Origin of the sequence: Gemmobacter nectariphilus DSM 15620, assembly GCF_000429765.1 — a bacterium.
Taxonomy (GTDB): domain Bacteria; phylum Pseudomonadota; class Alphaproteobacteria; order Rhodobacterales; family Rhodobacteraceae; genus Wagnerdoeblera; species Wagnerdoeblera nectariphila.
Genome location: NZ_AUCM01000034.1, coordinates 1 through 17,710 on the forward strand (window position 1 = coordinate 1; position 17,710 = coordinate 17,710).

A 17,710-nucleotide genomic window follows, 5' to 3' on the forward strand; every position below is an offset into this window, starting at 1 on the left:
TCAGCTGGCCATAATGTTCGCCGGGCGCTTCGACGCCTGAACGTATCTGAAAACCGCATGGGCCAGATCAGATACACAGAATTTCAGACACTCCCTGGCCTCGGGGCCTTTGCCTCGGGCTGGTTCGATTTCGGGGTGTTGGAATGGACCTCCGGCGCCAATGCCGGGCGACGGGCGGAAGTGGCAAGCCATACCCTCGTCAGTGGCACGGCCACGATTACGCTGATGGAATCGCCGGTGAGACCGATTACGGCGGGAGATGCCTTCGCCATCACCGCAGGCTGCGACAAACGCCATGCCACCTGCCGCGACCGGTTCGGCAATGCGCTGAACTTCCGCGGCTTCCCTTCAATCCCCGGCGACGATCTGGTGACGCGTTACCCGAACGAGACTGACGCAAACTCTGGCGCGCCCCTGCGCCCGCTTGCCGATGGCTGAGACCCGCACCCTGGCCGATCCTGCCCTTGTGGTGGCGATCGCGGAACGCTGGCTCGGCACGCCCTACCTGCATCAGGCCTCCGCCCGCGGCCTTGGCACCGATTGCCTTGGCCTCGCGCGTGGCATCTGGCGCGATCTGCATGGGGCGGAACCCGTCGCCCCGCCACCCTACACCCGCGACTGGGGCGAGAGCAGCGGGCGCGAAGTGATGTGGGAGGCCGCCCGGGCCGTCCTGATCGAGATCCCCATGGGCGCGGCCGAACCCGGCGCGCTGATACTCTTCCGCATGGTGGCAAACGGCCCGGCCAAGCACTGCGGCATTCTCGTTCCCGGCCCCGCACTCATCCATGCCCGCGAGACCACCGGTGTTTCGCGCGAACCTTTCACCCTGCCCTGGCGCCGCCGCGCCGTGGCGGCCTTCCTCTTTCCAGGCTGATCCCCATGGCAACCATGCTCCTCGCCGCCGCCGGTTCCGCAATCGGCAGCGCCTTCGGTGGTGCGTTTCTCGGTTTAAGCGCCGCCACCATCGGCGGCGCCATCGGGTCTTTCGCGGGCTCCGTCATTGACAGCCTGATCATCGGCTCGCTTGCGCCGGACCAGCGGATCGAAGGCGCCAAGCTTGATGATCTGCGCCTGACATCGGCCACCGAGGGCGCCGTGATCCCGCGGCTTTACGGCACGATGCGGCTTGGCGGGAACATCATCTGGGCCACCGATTTCCGCGAGGAGCAGTTCCGCCAGACCCAAGGCGGCGGCAAAGGCGGCGGGCCCAAAGTCGTGACCGAAGGCTATCGCTACTACGCCTCCTTCGCCGTGGCGCTTTGCGAGGGCCCGATCGGTGGCGTCTGCCGCATCTGGGCTGATGGCAAACCCTTCGATGTGCCTGGCGCAGTTGTCCGGGTGCATCTCGGCACTGAGGCACAAATGCCCGACCCGTTCATCGAAGCCAAAGAGGGCGCTGGGCAGGCCCCAGCCTACCGCGGCGTGGTCTATGTCGTCTTCGAGGATCTGGCGCTCGAGACTTTCGGGAACCGGCTGCCGCAGCTCTCCTTCGAGGTGATCCGGCCCTCGCCCGATCCCGCCGCCATGGAACGCCTTGTCCGCGCCGTGAACCTGATCCCCTCGGCGGGCGAGTTCGTCTATGCGACCGAGACCGTCACCCGCACCACGGCTGCGCCGGGTCTCTGGGGCTCTTCGGGTGGCAACGGCACCTCCACCCCGGAGAACGAGAACAGCGTCGAAGGCTTGCCCGATCTCGTCGCGTCCCTCAATCGCTTGGACGCCGCTTTGCCGAACTGCGAAGCGGTGTCACTGGTCGTGTCCTGGTTCGGCACGGACCTGCGCGCCGGGTCCTGCCAGATCAAGCCGGGCGTCGAATCCGGCACCAAGACCACCACACCGATGATCTGGCAGGTGAACGGCGTCACCCGCGCCGCGGCACATGTCGTCTCCACCGTCGACGGCGGCCCGGCCTACGGCGGCACGCCCACGGATGCGGCGGTGGTGCAGGCCATCCAAGAACTGAAGGCCCGTGGCAAGCGCGTCACCTTTTACCCCTTCATCCTGATGGATATCCCCGCCACCAATATGCTGCCGAACCCATACTCGCCGAACGGCACCGCGCCCGGCCAGCCGGTCTATCCTTGGCGCGGCCGGATCACCTGCAACCCCGCAGCAGGCTTCGCGGGCACGGTCGACAAGACTACCGCGGCGGGGACACAGGTTGCAGCCTTCTTCGGCTCGGCCGCCCCGGGGCAGTTTTCCGTGTCGGGCACGACCGTCAGCTTCACCGGCAGCCCCAGCGATTGGGGCCTGCGCCGCATGATCCTGCACTATGCCCATCTCTGCGCCGCCGCCGGGGGTGTCGATGCTTTCCTGATCGGCACCGAGATGCGGGGGCTGACACAGATCCGCTCCGGCGCTTCGACCTATCCGGCCGTCACCGCCTTCGTGCAACTCGCGGCCGATGTCAGCGCGATCCTCGGGCCTGCCAACAAGGTCAGCTACGCCGCCGACTGGTCGGAATACTTCGGCCATCAGCCTGCTGATGGGAGCGGCGATGTGTTCTTTCACCTCGACCCGCTCTGGGCCTCTTCCAACATCGACTTCGTGGCCATCGATAACTATCTGCCCCTCTCCGACTGGAGAGACGGTGACGACCACCTTGACGCTGTGGCCGGATGGCAGGGGCCACAGAAGACGGCCTACCTGCAAGCCAATATCGAAGGCGGCGAAGGTTACGACTGGTTCTACGCCTCGTCGGCCGATCGCCTGGCGCAAATCCGCACCCAGATCACCGATGGGGCCGGAAAGCCCTGGGTGTTTCGCCCCAAGGACCTGAGGAACTGGTGGGCCCAGCCACACATCAACCGACCCGGTGGCGCGGAAAGCGGCGGGCCCACCGCTTGGGTGCCGGGGTCTAAGCCGATCCGGTTCACGGAAGCCGGTGCGCCTTGCGTTGATCGCGGCACGAACCAGCCAAACGTCTTTGTCGATCCGAAGTCCTCGGAATCCTTGTTGCCGCATTTCTCGCGCGGCTGGCCCGACGAGTTCATCCAGCGCCGCTATGCCGAAGCCTTGATCGGCTATTGGGCCAACCCCGCCAACAACCTGGCCGCCAGCCTTTACTCCGGCCGGATGATCGAGACCGCCGAGATCGCGTTTTGGACATGGGATGCCCGCCCTTTCCCGGCCTTCCCGGCCCGCAGCGATGTCTGGTCCGATGCCGAGAACTGGCGGCTGGGGCATTGGCTCACGGGGCGCGCCGGTGCCGCGGGCCTCGCCGAACTCGTCGCCGAGCTTTGCGCCCGCGCTGGGATTGCTGCAGCTGACCTCGATTTCACCGATCTGGCCGGGTCCGTGCCGGGCTTTGCGGTCAACGCGATCGAAAGCCCCCGCGCCTCCATCGAGACCCTCGCCCGCCTTTTCGGCTTCGACGCCTTCGAGGCCGAGGGCAAAATCCGCTTCCGCATGCGCGGGCAGCGGCCCGTGGCCACAATCACTCTCGACACGCTCGTGGCGGCCAGCCGCGAGGCCGAGGATCTGGAACTGACCCGGGCGCAAGAGACCGAATTGCCCCTCGCCCTCAAATGGCGCCTGATGGCGCGGGATGAAGAGTTCGCCGGAATTACCGTGGAAGCGCGGCGCATCACTGTCGACACGGCGCGGATTTCGGCCGAGCAACTGCCGATTGCCTCGACCAGCGGTGCCGCCGAACGCGGCGTGCGCCGGGCCCTCTTCGAGGCATGGATCGGGCGCGAGAAGGCGAGTTTCACCTTGCCGCCGTCGCGCCTGGCGCTGGACCCGGCCGATGTGATCCTGCTCGACCACGACAACCGCCTGATCGAATTCGCCCTGACCTCAATCACCGACGGCGCTGGGCGACGGGTTGAGGCGCGCCGGTCAGATCGCGCGATCTAAGATCTGGCGCCTGGCAGCGATCGGGGCGCGACCTCCGGCGCGAAGGCGGTCTACGGCCCGCCCCTCGTGGCGCTGATGAACCTTCCGCAGTTGTCGGAGGATTTTCCGGACTGGCAGCCTTATGCCGCAGCTCATGCTGCCCCATGGTATGGCACGGCCGCGGTCTGGCGATCGGCCACGACGGACGGGTTCGCTGTCCTGACCACGATTTCGCGGCCGGGCTGGTTCGGCACCTTGGCGTTTCCCTTCTACGCGGGGCCCACCAACCGCTTCGACCGCAGCAACGAGCTTTGGGTCGACATGATCGCGGGCCAGTTTGCCAGCGTCAGCGATACGGCCGTGTTTTCCGGCACGAACTGGCTGGCGATCGAAACCGCCCCAGACCTTTGGGAGATCGTCGGCTTCGCCACCGCCAGCCTGCAATCCCCCGGGCGCTGGCGACTGACCCGGCTTCTGCGTGGCCTTCTCGGCACCGAGGACGCCATCGCCAACCCCGCCCCGGCCGGAGCGCGGGTGGTCGTGCTGGACGGCGGGGTCAAACCCCTGCCGATCGGCAGTGCAGACTATGGCGCGGCCTGGAACTGGCGGATCGGGGCCTCGAGCAAACCGGCGGGCGATCCGGCGAACCTGGCCGTCAGTTTCGCGCCCACAGCCCGAGGCTTGCGGCCCTGGCGGCCCTGTCACGCCCGGCGGGTGAACCTGCCGGGCGGCGATATCGCCCTCAGCTGGACGCGCCGCACCCGGGCCTTCGCGGGCGACAACTGGGCCCTGACCGAGGTGCCGCTGGGGGAGGCCGCCGAGGGCTACGAGATCGATATCCTGAACGGGGCGGCATTGGTGCGGACAGTTTCCGGCCTTGCCACGCCTGCCTTCACCTACACGGTCGCCATGCGAACGGCCGACTTCGGCGCCCCGGTTTCCGGGGCACTCGCGGTGCGCATCGCGCAGGTCGGCGCGCTGGGCCGCGGCGCGATCCTCGACATCACCCTTTGATCTGGAGGCCCCATGGCCGACACCCCGAACATCCGCCTCACCTTCCTCGAGGCAAACCAGGCGCAGAAGCACGTCACCGTCAACGAGGTCTTCCGCGCCCTCGATGCCCTCGTGCAACCCGCCGTCGAGAGCACCGGCCTGAACACCCCACCCGGATCGCCGGTCGATGGCGCACGCTATGTCGTGGGTCCCAGCCCCACGGCTGCCTGGGCTGGCCAAGCCTTCGCGATTGCCGCCTGGCAGGATGGAGCCTGGGCCTTTTTTTCCCCGGCCGAAGGCTGGTACGTCTGGGATCGCGCGACAGATGCCGCCCTGACCTTTCTCGGCGGCGCATGGGTGCGGCAGGCAGCACTACCCTTCCCCGACAACCTCTTCCGCCTGGCCGATGATGCCGATCCGACGCGGCTCGCGGCCTTCGATCTTTCGGGCCTGTCGACGGGCCAGACCCGCACATTCACCCTGCCGAACTTGTCTGCAACCCTTGCCCATCTAGGCAACGCCGCCCAGACCTTCGCGGGCGCGACGACGTTTTCGAATGCGGCGGTCACGATTGGCACAGCGACGACGACGGCCACCTATGGGATCGGAACCGGCGGCACGACGACCGGGGTCACCAAGACGGTGAACCTGGGCACTGGCGGCGCGGCCGGGTCGACGACGGTGATCAACCTTGGGTCAATCACCGCCGGGGCGCTGGGCAGCACGATCATCAACACACCCACCGTCACCTTTGCAGCCAGCGTCACTGCGATCGGCGCGGGCGCGGCGAATGTCACCGCTTTGGGCTTGGGCCTCGGCGGTGCATCGCCCGATGCTTCGAACCGGCTCAGCGTGAACGCCGCCGCAACGCTTTTGAACAATGCGGGCGGATCGCATGAGGCGACGATCAACAAGGCCACCGCCGGGAATGACGCCAGCCTTGCCCTGAAGACCGGCTTCTCGGCCCGGGCGCTGTTTGGGCTTCTCGGCACCGATGACGTGACACTGAAGGTGTCGCCCAATGGGTCCACCTTCTTCGATGCCTTTGTGATCGATCGCGCCACGGGGCGGGCGGAATTCCCGGCGCCGATCGTGATCCCGGGGCTCTCCGCCGTGCCCGCATCGCCCCCAGCGGGCAAGCTGGCCCTTTACGGCCGCCAGCGGGCAGGAGCGCCTTGGTTGGAAGTCGTCCGGCCGTCAGGCCGTGACTTCCCACTCCAACCCCACATGGGTCTGAACCGGATCGGGGCCTGGGCCCCGGTCTCGGCCACGACGATCGCCGCCCAGGGCATCGCCTTGACCAGCGTCGGCACCGTCAGCCACCCGGCCCTGGCGTCCGGATCACTTCTCGCGAGTTCTCGGCGTTGGCGCGTGACCTCGGCCGCGGTCGTCGACTCCGTTTGCGATCAGCGCTCGGCCGTCACCGCCTGTTGGCGGGGTAATGCCGCAGGTCTCGGCGGCTTCACCCTCGTAGCACGGATTAGCCTGACAACCCTTCAGACAACCGGAATGGGCTTCTTCGGGCTGTTGTCCTCGGTCGCGGCCCTTGCCGTGACCACAACCCTCTCCGCGCTCGTCGAAGCCATCGGCCTCGGCTTCCAGCGCGGCACGCACACGAACTGGCAGCTGGTGAGCAATGACGCAACCGGCGCGCCGACCCTCGTGGATCTCGGTGCCGGGTTTCCGATCGCGACCGCCGGGCTGCTGACCCTGACGATCTGGTGCCCGGCGGCGGGCACATCGATCTGGCTCCGCGCGGTGAACGAACTGACCGGTGCCGTCTTCGAACAGGAAGTGACGACCGACCTGCCCCAGGCGGCGACTTTCCTTGCCCCACGCCTCTTCCTGAACAACGGCGCCACCGCCGCCGCGGTCGCGTTCGAATGCACCGGCCTCTACCTTGAAACCGACTTCTGACCCCAAAAGGAGCCTCAATGTCACCTGCCGCCTCATCCGCCTACGTCGCCGAACTACGCCAGCAGATCGCGATCCTCTCCGAACGTTGCGCCCTTCTTGCCGCCGAACTGGCCGCCGCCCGGGAGGTGCACAGCCCGCCGCCGGACCCACCCGCTGCCGGTTGACCCCTGCCCAAACCGCCCCGCGCCCCGCCCCTTCGGCGGGGTTTTTCTTTGCCCGAAAGGACCACACTCATGACCGACCAGATCGATGCCCTGAAGGCCCTGCAGATGGCCCTTGCGCGCCTCGGCTACTACACCGGCGCGATCGACGGCCTCTTCGGCCCGCGAACCGATGCGGCGCTGAAAGCCGTTGCGGCCGAGGGCGGCGCGATCCGCAACCTGAAGCCTCCGACGGTCGCGGCGGCCGTCGGGCCGACGATCTTCCAGGGCAGCGCCCGCTACCCCGTGGACGAGATCGTCATCCATTGCGCAGCCACCCACCCCGATTGGATGCGGGGCCAGCCCCTCACCGCCAAGCGCAAGGAGATCGACCGCTGGCACCGCGAAGAACGCGGCTGGCGCAAGATCGGCTACCACCATCTGATCGATCGCGACGGTGCGATCCTGCCCGGCCGGGCCGAAACCGAAATCGGCGCCGGGGTCGAAGGCCAGAACCGCGGCGTGATCCATATCTGCCTGATCGGCGGCGCGGGTTCATCCGCAACCGATCCCTTTGATCGGAATTTCACGGCCGCCCAGGATCGGGCCTTGCGCGGCCTGATCGACGCCATCTGTGGCGAGACCGCCATCACCCGCATCACCGGTCACAACGACCACGCCGCCAAAGCCTGCCCGGGCTTCGTCGTGCGCACCTGGATCAACCAGGCCTGAGACGCACCAAAGGAGAGACCATCATGAACCTGATCAATCAACCCAGCCTTCGCCCGACCCGCAAGATCGCCGCTGTCGGCTGGACGAGCCTTCTCGGCCCGATCGTCGCCTCGATCATCGCGCCTTGGCTGCCGGGGCTGTCCGAGGCCTGTGGCGGGGAGGTGGGAGCGTCACTTGTCGCGGGTGGCCTCGCGCTGGCACAGGGGGCGGTGAACTTCGTAGCGGGGTATGTAGTGAGGGAAAGAAAGTGGAAGTCTGTGAGAAACGAAAGTCTAAGGACCGTAGACAAGGCGGCTTCGCACGACTTAACTTCCCGCAACTGAAACAATCCCACCTCAGCACAAGCGATCTGAGCTGCTGCCCTCCAGTGCAAACGGCGACTTAGTGACCAGAACCTGATAGAAATCTCACGCACAATGCAGCACGATCAGATCGGAAAATTACTAAGTGCCACAACGCAGTTAGGTTTAACGGAAGCGCTCGCGCTGCTAACGAAGGAGATGGAGGAGCTCTACGCTCGCAATCTGGCTGTATTGCACCAAGAGATCGACAAGGCGAACGCACAGAACCAGCTTCTCGAGACTCAACGAAACACGCTGCGTGACTTTCTTGTCAAGCTCCAATCATCTCAGCTGGGAATCAATATCAAACCTGAATATTGCCTTCCACTGATACATCCCTCCTTCGTAGGCGATATCAATGACCTGCTAGATGGAGTTGTTAAGCGGCGCAAAGAGAAACCTAACTACTCAAAGTTCACTGGGCTATCACTTTTCAATCTTTGCATAGTGAACATAATGTACAAGAGCGGCCTCTTGGAAGAGCTTGGCGTTGCGTCAACTAGTCGGGCCCTCAGTTTCCTTGGCCAATCTTTGTTTGTGAACGAATTTTGGCTTAAGAAGGGCTGGAACCTACCAGTCGGAGAGGAAAACGCAGTCGCGAACTCGAGGGCGATAACGGAGGCCTATTTTAATCTGGTGAACCAGATATTCATTTCAAACGGCTATGATGACGCTGAGAAATTCGTAAGCAGTACAATTGATCCAATGACACTGTTTAGAGAATTTCGCCAACCCATTCTTGAAGGCGATCCCAAGACCCTCCTTCAAGAGTACATTCAATTCACTGGAGCAACTGCTCCAACCTATCTGTATCGAAGCGATCCGAGCGCTCCTGACCATGAGCCGATTTTTACTGCCAGCGTCCGCGTCCCTTCTATCGGACTCGTAGAAGCTGTTCACCACTCGAAGAAGGGCGCCGCTCTTCGCGCGGCTGAATTGGCAGTCACCAAGCTTCGGAATGGTGCGCAAACGCGAAGAACCTTCTCAAACTTTCTTGCGAAGAAAGCTGAGCAAGGCAGGGAATTCAGGAAAGAGCGCGCATCGACCGTACCAGGCGGCATTTCAGCATTAGCTGACAGAATACAGACTTTACTCTCTTTAGAGGTCGATAAGCTTAAGCTCTTCGAAGCACTACTGTCACCCGATCTTGCAAAGGGAGAGTACAGGAATTTCCGCACCAACGAGACGCTCGCCTTTATGGGAAGTAAACTCATTGAATTTGTTGTGCGGGAGTTCTTCCACAACGAAGGAGCGGGTAAGTTTCATCCGACGCTCTTAGATACTCTTGCCGGACAGCTAGCTGTCAACCAGTCACAGGTCGGAGTCTTCAACCAGCGCCCTGATCATGGAACGGCAAGACTGCGCGATACGGTACAGGCAATCATGTATGCGATCTATCTGAATAACCCCAACGAGTTTCTCGTTGGACTAAGAAGATATATTGCGAAAAGTAATGAACTAGGTTCACTTGTACAAGTCGTCGACAAACCTGCATGGATAATGGAGCTCGAACAGTACAATCCGAATTTTTCATATATTTTGGCACTTCAGGAATATACTCAAGCTGCAGATAGATCGATTCCAGAGTATTCAGATGTAATTGATCGCTCAATGCCACATGACCCAACGCACTCATCGGTTGTTAGTTGGGGCGGGCATTCTGCAAGAGGGATTGGCAGTCGTGTCAACTGGGCACGAAACGTCGCAGCGTATGGGCTTCTTAGAGAACTCCGGAAGTTATCGTTGAAATCAGAGGTGGATCAGTGACACTTAATCCGAGCATGGTCGATCAACTGACACTGTCGCTTCGGGAACAGTGTTCTTCAATGAGCGAGTTTTGCAGGGTTTGGGAAAGCCAGTGTAAACGTCCCGAAACCATAGACGGCGCAGTACGCCACTACACCCTGGGTGTGCTAAACAGAGTTTTGCAGTTAAGCGACGATTCAATCTTCCTTATTGTGAGCGAACGGCCAATCGCGGCATCCATGTGTGCAAGAGGAAGCATTGAGACAGCTGGTATGCTATTAGAGTTCTTTCGAAAACTTCAAAGTGCGGTTACTCGTGGGGACGGTCCCTCGACTGTGTCAGTGGTACGAAATTTCATGTTTGCTTCAATGGAATTCGGAAAGGACTATTCTGTCTCAACGCCACATGTGCTGAATGGTATCAGGGCGCTCGAAACACGAGTGGTCGGGATCGAGATGATCTACAATATCTTGTGTGAGACCGTTCACCCAAACTGGGCCGGGCGCGTTGTTGGTGATAAGTTGGACGACTCTGCGAGCCAGAAAAGTATTGTGCGAGTTTATGTATCGATTTCTTCGTTGAGCAACGTAATCCCAGCAGTTTGCAGCAGTGCCAAGGATTTTTCTGTGTTCTTGGACGGAAACGGTTCGACGTTGAAGAAGCTTGTAGGCTCAGGACATCCTTGATCGAAGGTCACGAAGAGTTCCTTGCTACATCTAGACGATTTTCGATCTTCTCACCCTTTGCCAACTTATCGTCCAAAGGAGCTTCTTGGGCACCTCGGCCGCCATGGAACCGTGGTGCTGTATCGGCTGGCAGTCGGTCAACCGTGGCAGGACGATCTACACGCTTTGCTCGATCCGGTGCGGGACGAGATCGCGCCGCAGGCGCTGGCCCAGTTGCAGATCAGCCTCCGTCCCGATTGAACGCGCTCCGTTGCAGTTTTCGCGCGTTTCTGATCCTGCGGGCCTACTATCCCCCTGATCTTGCACGTAGTTTTGGCCCGTTTGTTGACCTATTGTTGACCCGTGTGGGAGAACGCAAAAAGCCGCCCCGGAGGGCGGCTCGTAACGTCTTGAGAAGGTTGTATAAAACTGGTTGCGGGGGCAGGATTTGGCCTGAACCGAACCAGCGCAACACTCTGATTTCGCAGGGCCATGCACTTCTTGACATAGCCGCTCCGAGACCTTGGCAGAGGGATCCGGCCTTGTGCCTCGGGCGGAAATCCGCTTGCCGACGAAGCTCGAGGGCGACAACACTGCGGGGCCGACTGCGATCATTGCCCTGTCCCTGTCCGGGGTGATGTTGCCCGAGCGGGCCTTGCCGAATTTCTGTACGCCCTGAAGCTCGACGCAGAGCTTACTGCTGACAATCCAGCATGAGAGCATCAGGCCGTTTGTGGCGTCGGCGTCAACTCGGCCAGCTGGCCCACCACGATGAAACGCAGGTCGTCCGGCCCGTAGCTGCCTGATGGTGTCGCACGTCGCTGCGCCGCAGAATTTCCCAAAGCTGCCCCTCGACTGTCCGCGGCAGCCGCGGTCGACAACGGCGAGCGAAGGCTTCTGCTCGGTCAGGACCTCGACTTGCTCCAAGGCCTCGGCCAGCGTGTGTCCGTCGTATGGGTTGCCAGGGAAAGCACGTGTGCCGACGACGAAGCCCTCGTCGATGGTGGTGGCGAGGCTGACCTTGGTGCCGAACTCGTAGCGGACACGTGCCTTACCCTTCGAGATGCAGTCCACCTCCGGCTCGTGCAGGGCATAGATCTTGCCCCGGCTCTTCGGCCCCTGATGCAACAGCCGGCTGACCAGAGCCAGCGCGTCGAGAACGCGCGCGCGCAAGGCACCCTCGGGGATCTCGTCGAGGTGCCGGCGCAGGTCGCGCATCACTCTGCCCATGTAACCTTTCAGTTTTCCCAGGGTCTTGCGCATGCGTCGAAACTGTCGGGCATGGGCGTAGCGCCCCACATGAGCGGCCAGCGGCGGCGCGAGCCGGTTGTAGGTCTGCCGCAGCTCGATCCAGGCCTCCACCGCCAGAGCAACCAGCCGGCGGCGGGCTTTCTCGTAGAGCCGGGCGTCCGTCGGATGGGCGATGTTCTTTTCCATCACCGTGGTATCGACCGCGACACGGGACAGGCTGCCGTCGTTGACCGCGCCGGACTTTCGCCCCGCTTCGATCGTCTTCGTCAGCAACCACTCCACCCCGTCTTCACCGATCCGCTTGCGCCACCGCACCAGTGACGAAGGATCGATCGGTGGGCGGTGCTGGAAGAACGTCTCACCGATGAAGTGCTGGAAATACGGGGAGTCCACCCAGCTGGCGATCACCGCCTCGTCGGACAGCCGATAGGCGTGCTGGAGATACATGTGGCCCGCCACCAGACGCGGTGATGTTGCCGGCCGGCCCTTCGAGGATGGGAAGAACCCGGCCCACTCGGTCTCGAAGAACTCCCAGTCGATTAACTCCGCAAGCTTCACCAGCTCGGGACGCATATCGATCAAGTCGACCAGACGGCGGCGCAGGAGATCGTCTTGTTCCTCGGGACGCGGGCGGTGCTTCATCGCGGCTTCCAAATCTGCAGGGTTTCCATAGAAATCATAGAAAACCTTGCACACGACGGCGACACAAAGGTCGCCCTAATCACGCAAAATCAATGTGGTATAAGTTGTTCAATCCCGATTACTCCGTCAGCCAACCATCGCTCTGCCGTCGGCCGTCCGTCACCTGACGCCGGCCGAGTCCGAACGGCTGCAAGGCCTCCCCGACGACTACACCCAGATCCCGTGGCGGAGCCAGAACGGCGCCCCGGACAGTCCGCGCTACAAGGCACCGGGCAACTCCATGGCGGTAAACGTGATGGAATGGATTGGCGGTCGGATCGAGAAAGTCGAGCAACACCAGTTCTCCGCGCTCCGACCAACCCGACAACAGGGCATTCACATGCATAAGAAAATTCGTTGACTTTCTTGCGTCGGCACATCTATCCGCTAACCTTGAGCGAGGCAGCTATGGTCTGCACTGTGTTTGGTCACAAAGTTCGAGGGTCACTCGCAGCCTTCCGGTTTCTCCGGAGAGGCGAAGATGTGGAGGAAGGCGCCCTACAGCAGCCACGATTTCCTTTGGCGCATTTTCCCCGCGCAACCTCCCCGACGTGCCGGATTGGGTCAGCAACGGTAGGGCATCGTTATCCAGGCCCAGCTGTGCAGCCATCATTTCGATTCGAGGGTATCGTGTACCCGAAGGAAACCTCGCAAGGAGAGCTTGACGTCGCCGCGCAATTCCTTCGGCATCGGAAAGCGCAACTCGCAGAACCTCGACAGGACTGTGGTAGAGATCGGGCAGCGCTTCCACATCCTGCAGTCGAACCGACCATACCCGATCACCTTGCGCAATCAAAAAGGGGGTGCCATCCATTGATGGTCGATCGACTGCAGGATGGTCGGCGGTCATCGCATCCGCGACGATCCCCCTCAGGCGTTCATGCACCGCATCGCGCTCGAACGATAAGCGTGCATCCAGTGCAAGACGGCCCAGAACGCGTTGCGTATTGAAGCTTCTGGACTGCAGGCCGAGAACCAACCCCATGAACAAGATCAGAGCAAAAAGCGTTGCCAGCAAGACGAAGCCACGCCTTGTGTCACGCTGCCCCCTCCGCACCCCCATTCGGGACGATCCGCGGTGAAATCTCTCCATCTGCCCGTCGCTCTCACCGCAGTATACGCATTTACGCTTCTGGCCGGGCTTCCTCTCCCCAAGGACATACTTGTGGTCTCGGTCGCGCTCCTGCCCGCACTCGTCTGGTTGAGCCTGACAGATCTGCAGCGCCATGTCATTCCTGATCCCGCGACACTGGCCGTCGCCATCGTCGGCTTGTTGCGCGCAATCCTGAAAGAGGACCCGTCATTTTTGTGCGATATCCTGGGCGCTGTCGGCGCCTTGGCGATTCTAGGCGCTGCGGGCGAGATCTTCTGGAGATACAAGGGGAAAGAGGCACTTGGGCTCGGCGACGTCAAGCTGATCGCCGCTTCGGTCCTGCTTGTCGGGCTGGGCGGTATGTGGGTGTTCATGTTGCTCGCCTGTACAGGGGGGATTGCCGCAAGCCTGCTTTCCTCGGACAAATCGAAATCCGGAATTCCGTTCGGCCCGTTCCTGGCCTATGCCTTGTTCCTGACCGTATTGTTTTCATAGGTGCGACATGAAGGCCCGCAACGCCCGCGATAAACGCAATCCGACGTCGGGTCTGTCCCTTCTGGAAGTCATGGTCGTTCTGGCGATCATCGCGCTGATCGCAGGCCTGGCGACGCCCCGCCTGATGGAGAGCTTCGGACGCGCAAAATCCCGAGCGGCTCAAATCCAGATGGAAAACATTCGTTCCGCAATCCAGCTTTTCTACCTCGACACGGGCCGGGTGCCGAGTGAAGCTGAAGGGCTGAATGCACTTCTGGCCGCCCCGGCAGGTGCTTCCAACTGGCAAGGTCCGTATGTCGACAGGCCGGAGACGCTACAGGATCCGTGGCAGAGACCATATATCTATCGGGCGCCGGCAGGCGAGAAAGCGTTCGAGATCACGACCTATGGCCGGGATGGCCGCGCCGGCGGCAGCAGCGAAGATCGGGACATCTCGCTTTGAAGCTCCGCTTTCCGAGGGCGGACGGTCAGTGGCGGGAGCCTCACTCCTGCCCCATGGAATCTGATTTGAACAAGATCGGGCAAGCCTTGGCTTGCAGACCAGCGATCCTGCCATGCCGCCTCCTGACCATGCGCCGGGCTGCCCCAATACTGTAGCGAAAGCCGGATCCGCTCCGGCGCCAGGTTGCTCGAGGTCCGGGAGGTTTCGCCATTCTTGGAATAGCGACCGCTCACAGTCAGCATACCATTGGCAGAAATCTCGACCTGAGCGGCCTCGCCTGGCCAGAACCGGGACGTCGGCAGCACCGCCAGGAATGCGAGTCGATCCGGCGCGCCCTCGAATAGGGGTCGCACGTCATCCGGTGCTGCATCTGCCAGGACATTCTCCAACCAGCCCCGGGCATCTCTGCGCGCAATCGCCTGTCGGATCTCCGTCTGCAGGTCCGCGTCGCGCCCAAATGATCGGATGGCCGTCCCCAGCCCGGAGGAGAGCATCAATCCCATCATCGCCATGATCAGAAGGGCGATCATGGTCTCCAGCATGGACAAGCCTGTATTCGCGCGACGCCTTCCGGTCATCGGGATCGTGCCGCAAGTGTATGGAAAATCTGTTGGCTTTCTGGTCGTTCCGGATGCCAGACAGCTAACTTTACTTCCACAAGAACCATCAGCCCATCGAGGCTTGTCGGACCGTCCGGGTGCACGACGGTTTCAGAAATCGTCCACGACCACCCGGAGATGTCCGTGCCGGATAATGGAACGGCCTCTCCGCGCACCCGGTATTCTTCCATAAGAGACATGGCGAACTCGGAGGCATGCAGGCGGTCGAGCCGCTTGGCCGATCCCACCGAACCGCGTGTCAGCACCGGAAAAGCCATGGTCATGACAAGGGTGAGCAAAGCGAAGGCAACCAGAGCCTCGATGAGCGTGATGCCCGCTTCTGATCCACGCGGCCAGGGCATGTCAGAATGCCAGATCGTTGATGGACAGGATGGCACTCATGACCGACGCGACGACAAGGGCAATCCCGCCTCCGACCACCAGCGTCAGCACCGGAGTCAGCATGGCCATCGCACGTTGCAGCCGACGTTCGACACCTTGGTCGAGCGTTTCCGCGACGATCCCGAGAATGCGGCCCAGCGTGTTGGTTTCCTCGCCGATCGTGAAGAGTTCCTGCACCAGGGGAGAAATGGTGCGCTCCTGCCCGAACACATCATATGCCCGGCCTCCGGCCTCGATCATTGCGGAAGCAGATTCAAAAACAGGGGCATAGGGCGCATCCGAGAAGCTTCCTGCCGTGCGTGACAGCGCAACGGAAAGCGGAACACCTGCATTCAGCATAAGTTGCAGGGACCTCATCATATGGGACATTGCAACATCCTTGGTGATCGGCCCTATCACGGGTAGCCAGAGTTGGAGACGCCTCAGCACAACCCCGAACCCCCGCAGGCGCGAGAATGCCGCCACCGCAATCAAGACAGCGGCTCCGGCAGCGGGCAGGATGCCGCTCGCCAACATCATGCCCAAAGCCGAGAACGCCGCAAGCGCCGCCGGGGGCTCACGTCCTGCAGACGAGAAAATGGCATCCAGCCGAGGCGCCAGAAACACGGCCATAAACAGAACCATCCCCGCTCCCCCCAGCAGAAGGATCGCGGGATAGATCAGGGCAGTGGTTATCTGGGACCGGATCCGGTCCTGCCGCCGTAGAACCTTGGCCAGCAGCGGGAATTGCGCGCCCGCCGCCCCCGCATCCTCGCCCACGGAAGACAGAACCGCAAACAAGGGGGAAAGCCTGCCAGATGCCTGCTCCATGCTTTCCGCAAAGCCCTTGCCGTCGGACATCAATTGCACGACCCGGCTGAAATGCCGTCGAAGCATGGGCGCGGAGGCAGTGCGTGCAACGATCTCTGCGACCCGCGGCGCCGGAAGCCCGGCACCCAGCAACACCGCCAGTTGCTCCGCGAGTTCCGCCTGGACTCCCGGCCCGAGCGGCTTGCCGCCTATCGTGCCCTGACGCACCGCGCCACCGCCATCGGGAACAAGTTCGGTGACGGTCAACCCCAAATCGGCCAGCTTCGAGAACGCGGCGAGATCGGATTCAGCCTCAAGGTAGCCGGTTTCGCGCTGTCCATCCGTCGAGAAGGCCGTGTATCGGAAGCGCGGCATCTCGTCGGCTACCGTATGAAGTCCTGCAGCGCGTGATGCCCCGACCCCAACCCGGTCTGCAGCATTCCGTTCGACTTGGCCAATCTACCCCGCCAGTATTGTGTTGCCTCTGCAGCCTCCGCCTCGTTGCGGACCACTCTCGGCCGGATGAGGATAAGGAGTTCCGTGCGGCCCTTCATGCTGCTCTTGTTCCTGAACAAATTCCCTACGACAGGAATGCGTCCAAGGCCCGGAACTTCGCTGCGACTTACACTATCCTGCTCCTGGACCAGGCCGCCGAGAGCAAGTGTCTGGCCATCGCCGAGAGAAACACTGGTCTGCACCTTTCGCTGCCGGATGGTCGGGCTGTCGATGCCCGAGGTGCGGTTCCGCGCAACGTCGCTCACCTCCTGGCTGATATCAAGCAGAACGCGTCCGCCATTGCCAATCCTTGGTTTGACCCGCAGAATGATCCCCGTGTCGCGATAGTCGATCTGCGTCAAAACGGGCGCATTCACCGTCTCGCCCGATGTCGAGGTCTGCAGTGCAACAGGCACCTGGTCACCAATCTGCAGAATGCCTTCCTTGTTGTCGAGGACCATCAGTGTCGGCGCGGAAATCACCTTCACATCGGTGACGCCCGAAAGCGCCGAGAGCGCAAGGTTCAGGTCGTTCGAGCCAAACACCGCCGTGAAGCCAGGATTGGTTCCAGCAACCGCACCCGTGGCCAGATCGGAAAACTTGAGATTCCAGTTTCCGCGCTCGAAGAACCAGCGAGTACCGACCGAAACCTCATCGTTCAATGTCACTTCGGCAAGCGTCGCTTCCAACAGGACCTGCCGAGCCGCGCTGTCGAGCGATCGCAGAAGCGCCGCGACCTGGGGAGTGTCTGAAATTCTGTGTATCTGATCTGGCCCATGCGGTTTTCAGATACGTTCAGGCGTCGAAGCGCCCGGCGAACATTATGGCCAGCTGATTGCGGGCCGCAACCCATTCCCGGACCGCGCGGCCACCCTTTTCGAAGTTGCGGATGGCGAGGAAGATCAGCTTGGTTGCGGCCTCCTCGGTCGGGAAGGAGCCCTTGGTCTTCAGCGTCTTCCGCAGCACTCGGTTCAGCGACTCCACGGCGTTGGTGGTATAGATGATCTTCCGGATCGCGGCGGTGAAGGCATAGAACGGGATCACCTCGGCCCAGGCGCGGCGCCAGGCCGGGGCGATGGAGGGGTACTTCCC

18 protein-coding genes and 1 pseudogene are annotated in these 17,710 nt (G+C 62.2%); 11 read left to right on the forward strand and 8 right to left on the reverse strand.

All coding sequences use genetic code 11. The features are described from left to right. From G481_RS0117760 to G481_RS25665, 8 genes and pseudogenes are all read left to right on the forward strand, one after another. Positions 1-438: phage BR0599 family protein (locus G481_RS0117760; protein WP_245595001.1), on the forward strand; the 438-nt coding region annotated here is incomplete at its 5' end. After that, a complete protein-coding gene (locus tag G481_RS0117765; protein ID WP_028031200.1) occupies positions 431-874 on the forward strand; it encodes an NlpC/P60 family protein in 444 nt (147 codons plus the stop codon). The genes G481_RS0117760 and G481_RS0117765, both read left to right, overlap by 8 nt. A gap of 5 nt (positions 875-879) precedes the next feature. Further along, positions 880-4,851 (forward strand): annotated as a pseudogene (locus G481_RS24455) (baseplate multidomain protein megatron). A 12-nt stretch (positions 4,852-4,863) separates the two neighbouring features. Then, positions 4,864-6,747: a DUF2793 domain-containing protein gene (locus tag G481_RS0117775; protein WP_028031201.1), complete on the forward strand. Its 1,884-nt coding sequence runs from the start codon at positions 4,864-4,866 to the stop codon at positions 6,745-6,747. Positions 6,748-6,764: 17 nt separating this feature from the next. Further along, positions 6,765-6,911 (forward strand): hypothetical protein, encoded by a 147-nt coding sequence (locus G481_RS26420; RefSeq protein WP_169728723.1) that lies wholly within the window; start codon positions 6,765-6,767, stop codon positions 6,909-6,911. Positions 6,912-6,980: 69 nt separating this feature from the next. Then, positions 6,981-7,619 carry a peptidoglycan recognition protein family protein gene (locus G481_RS0117785; RefSeq protein WP_051294639.1) on the forward strand — a complete coding sequence of 213 codons (639 nt, stop codon included), beginning with the start codon at positions 6,981-6,983 and terminating at the stop codon, positions 7,617-7,619. 23 nt (positions 7,620-7,642) lie between these two features. Continuing rightward, positions 7,643-7,942, forward strand: a complete 300-nt coding sequence (locus G481_RS0117790; RefSeq protein ID WP_028031203.1) for a hypothetical protein — start codon at positions 7,643-7,645, stop codon at positions 7,940-7,942. Between the two features lie 93 nt (positions 7,943-8,035). Then, complete coding sequence (locus tag G481_RS25665) at positions 8,036-9,727, forward strand: putative dsRNA-binding protein (RefSeq protein WP_084451093.1); 1,692 nt, start codon at positions 8,036-8,038, stop codon at positions 9,725-9,727. Between the two features lie 538 nt (positions 9,728-10,265). On the opposite strand, the gene G481_RS26080 is transcribed toward G481_RS25665, so the two are convergent. Both G481_RS26080 and G481_RS26915 read right to left on the reverse strand, forming a co-directional pair. Then, positions 10,266-10,403 carry a hypothetical protein gene (locus tag G481_RS26080; RefSeq protein WP_154664671.1) on the reverse strand — a complete coding sequence of 46 codons (138 nt, stop codon included), beginning with the start codon at positions 10,401-10,403 and terminating at the stop codon, positions 10,266-10,268. Positions 10,404-10,548: 145 nt separating this feature from the next. Then, a complete protein-coding gene (locus G481_RS26915) occupies positions 10,549-12,264 on the reverse strand; it encodes an IS5 family transposase (RefSeq protein WP_281171656.1) in 1,716 nt (571 codons plus the stop codon). A gap of 142 nt (positions 12,265-12,406) precedes the next feature. Between G481_RS26915 and G481_RS25670 the strand changes: the two genes are divergently transcribed. Then, positions 12,407-12,664 carry a DNA cytosine methyltransferase gene (locus G481_RS25670; RefSeq protein ID WP_425402480.1) on the forward strand — a complete coding sequence of 86 codons (258 nt, stop codon included), beginning with the start codon at positions 12,407-12,409 and terminating at the stop codon, positions 12,662-12,664. 45 nt (positions 12,665-12,709) lie between these two features. Here G481_RS25670 and G481_RS26085 read toward each other — a convergent pair whose 3' ends face one another. Then, positions 12,710-13,321, reverse strand: a complete 612-nt coding sequence (locus G481_RS26085) for a hypothetical protein (RefSeq protein WP_154664672.1) — start codon at positions 13,319-13,321, stop codon at positions 12,710-12,712. A gap of 60 nt (positions 13,322-13,381) precedes the next feature. Here G481_RS26085 and G481_RS25675 point away from each other — a divergent pair, with 60 nt between their 5' ends. Then, positions 13,382-13,891 (forward strand): prepilin peptidase, encoded by a 510-nt coding sequence (locus tag G481_RS25675; RefSeq protein WP_161630544.1) that lies wholly within the window; start codon positions 13,382-13,384, stop codon positions 13,889-13,891. 7 nt (positions 13,892-13,898) lie between these two features. Further along, complete coding sequence (gene gspG / locus G481_RS0117815; RefSeq protein ID WP_028031205.1) at positions 13,899-14,333, forward strand: type II secretion system major pseudopilin GspG; 435 nt, start codon at positions 13,899-13,901, stop codon at positions 14,331-14,333. Here gspG and G481_RS26090 read toward each other — a convergent pair. The 5 genes from G481_RS26090 to G481_RS0117835 form a co-directional block, all read right to left on the reverse strand. Next, complete coding sequence (locus G481_RS26090) at positions 14,276-14,875, reverse strand: hypothetical protein (protein WP_154664673.1); 600 nt, start codon at positions 14,873-14,875, stop codon at positions 14,276-14,278. The genes gspG and G481_RS26090 overlap by 58 nt on opposite strands. 32 nt (positions 14,876-14,907) lie before the next feature. Next, positions 14,908-15,294 carry a type II secretion system protein gene (locus tag G481_RS0117820; RefSeq protein WP_028031206.1) on the reverse strand — a complete coding sequence of 129 codons (387 nt, stop codon included), beginning with the start codon at positions 15,292-15,294 and terminating at the stop codon, positions 14,908-14,910. A gap of 1 nt (position 15,295) precedes the next feature. Continuing rightward, positions 15,296-16,498, reverse strand: a complete 1,203-nt coding sequence (locus tag G481_RS0117825; protein WP_028031207.1) for a type II secretion system F family protein — start codon at positions 16,496-16,498, stop codon at positions 15,296-15,298. A gap of 8 nt (positions 16,499-16,506) precedes the next feature. After that, the gene (locus G481_RS24470; RefSeq protein WP_051294641.1) at positions 16,507-17,307 is read right to left on the reverse strand and encodes a type II secretion system protein GspD; all 801 of its coding nucleotides are present in this window, start codon (positions 17,305-17,307) and stop codon (positions 16,507-16,509) included. A gap of 106 nt (positions 17,308-17,413) precedes the next feature. After that, a partial coding sequence (locus G481_RS0117835) for a transposase (RefSeq protein ID WP_028031208.1) occupies positions 17,414-17,710 on the reverse strand: 297 nt, incomplete at its 5' end.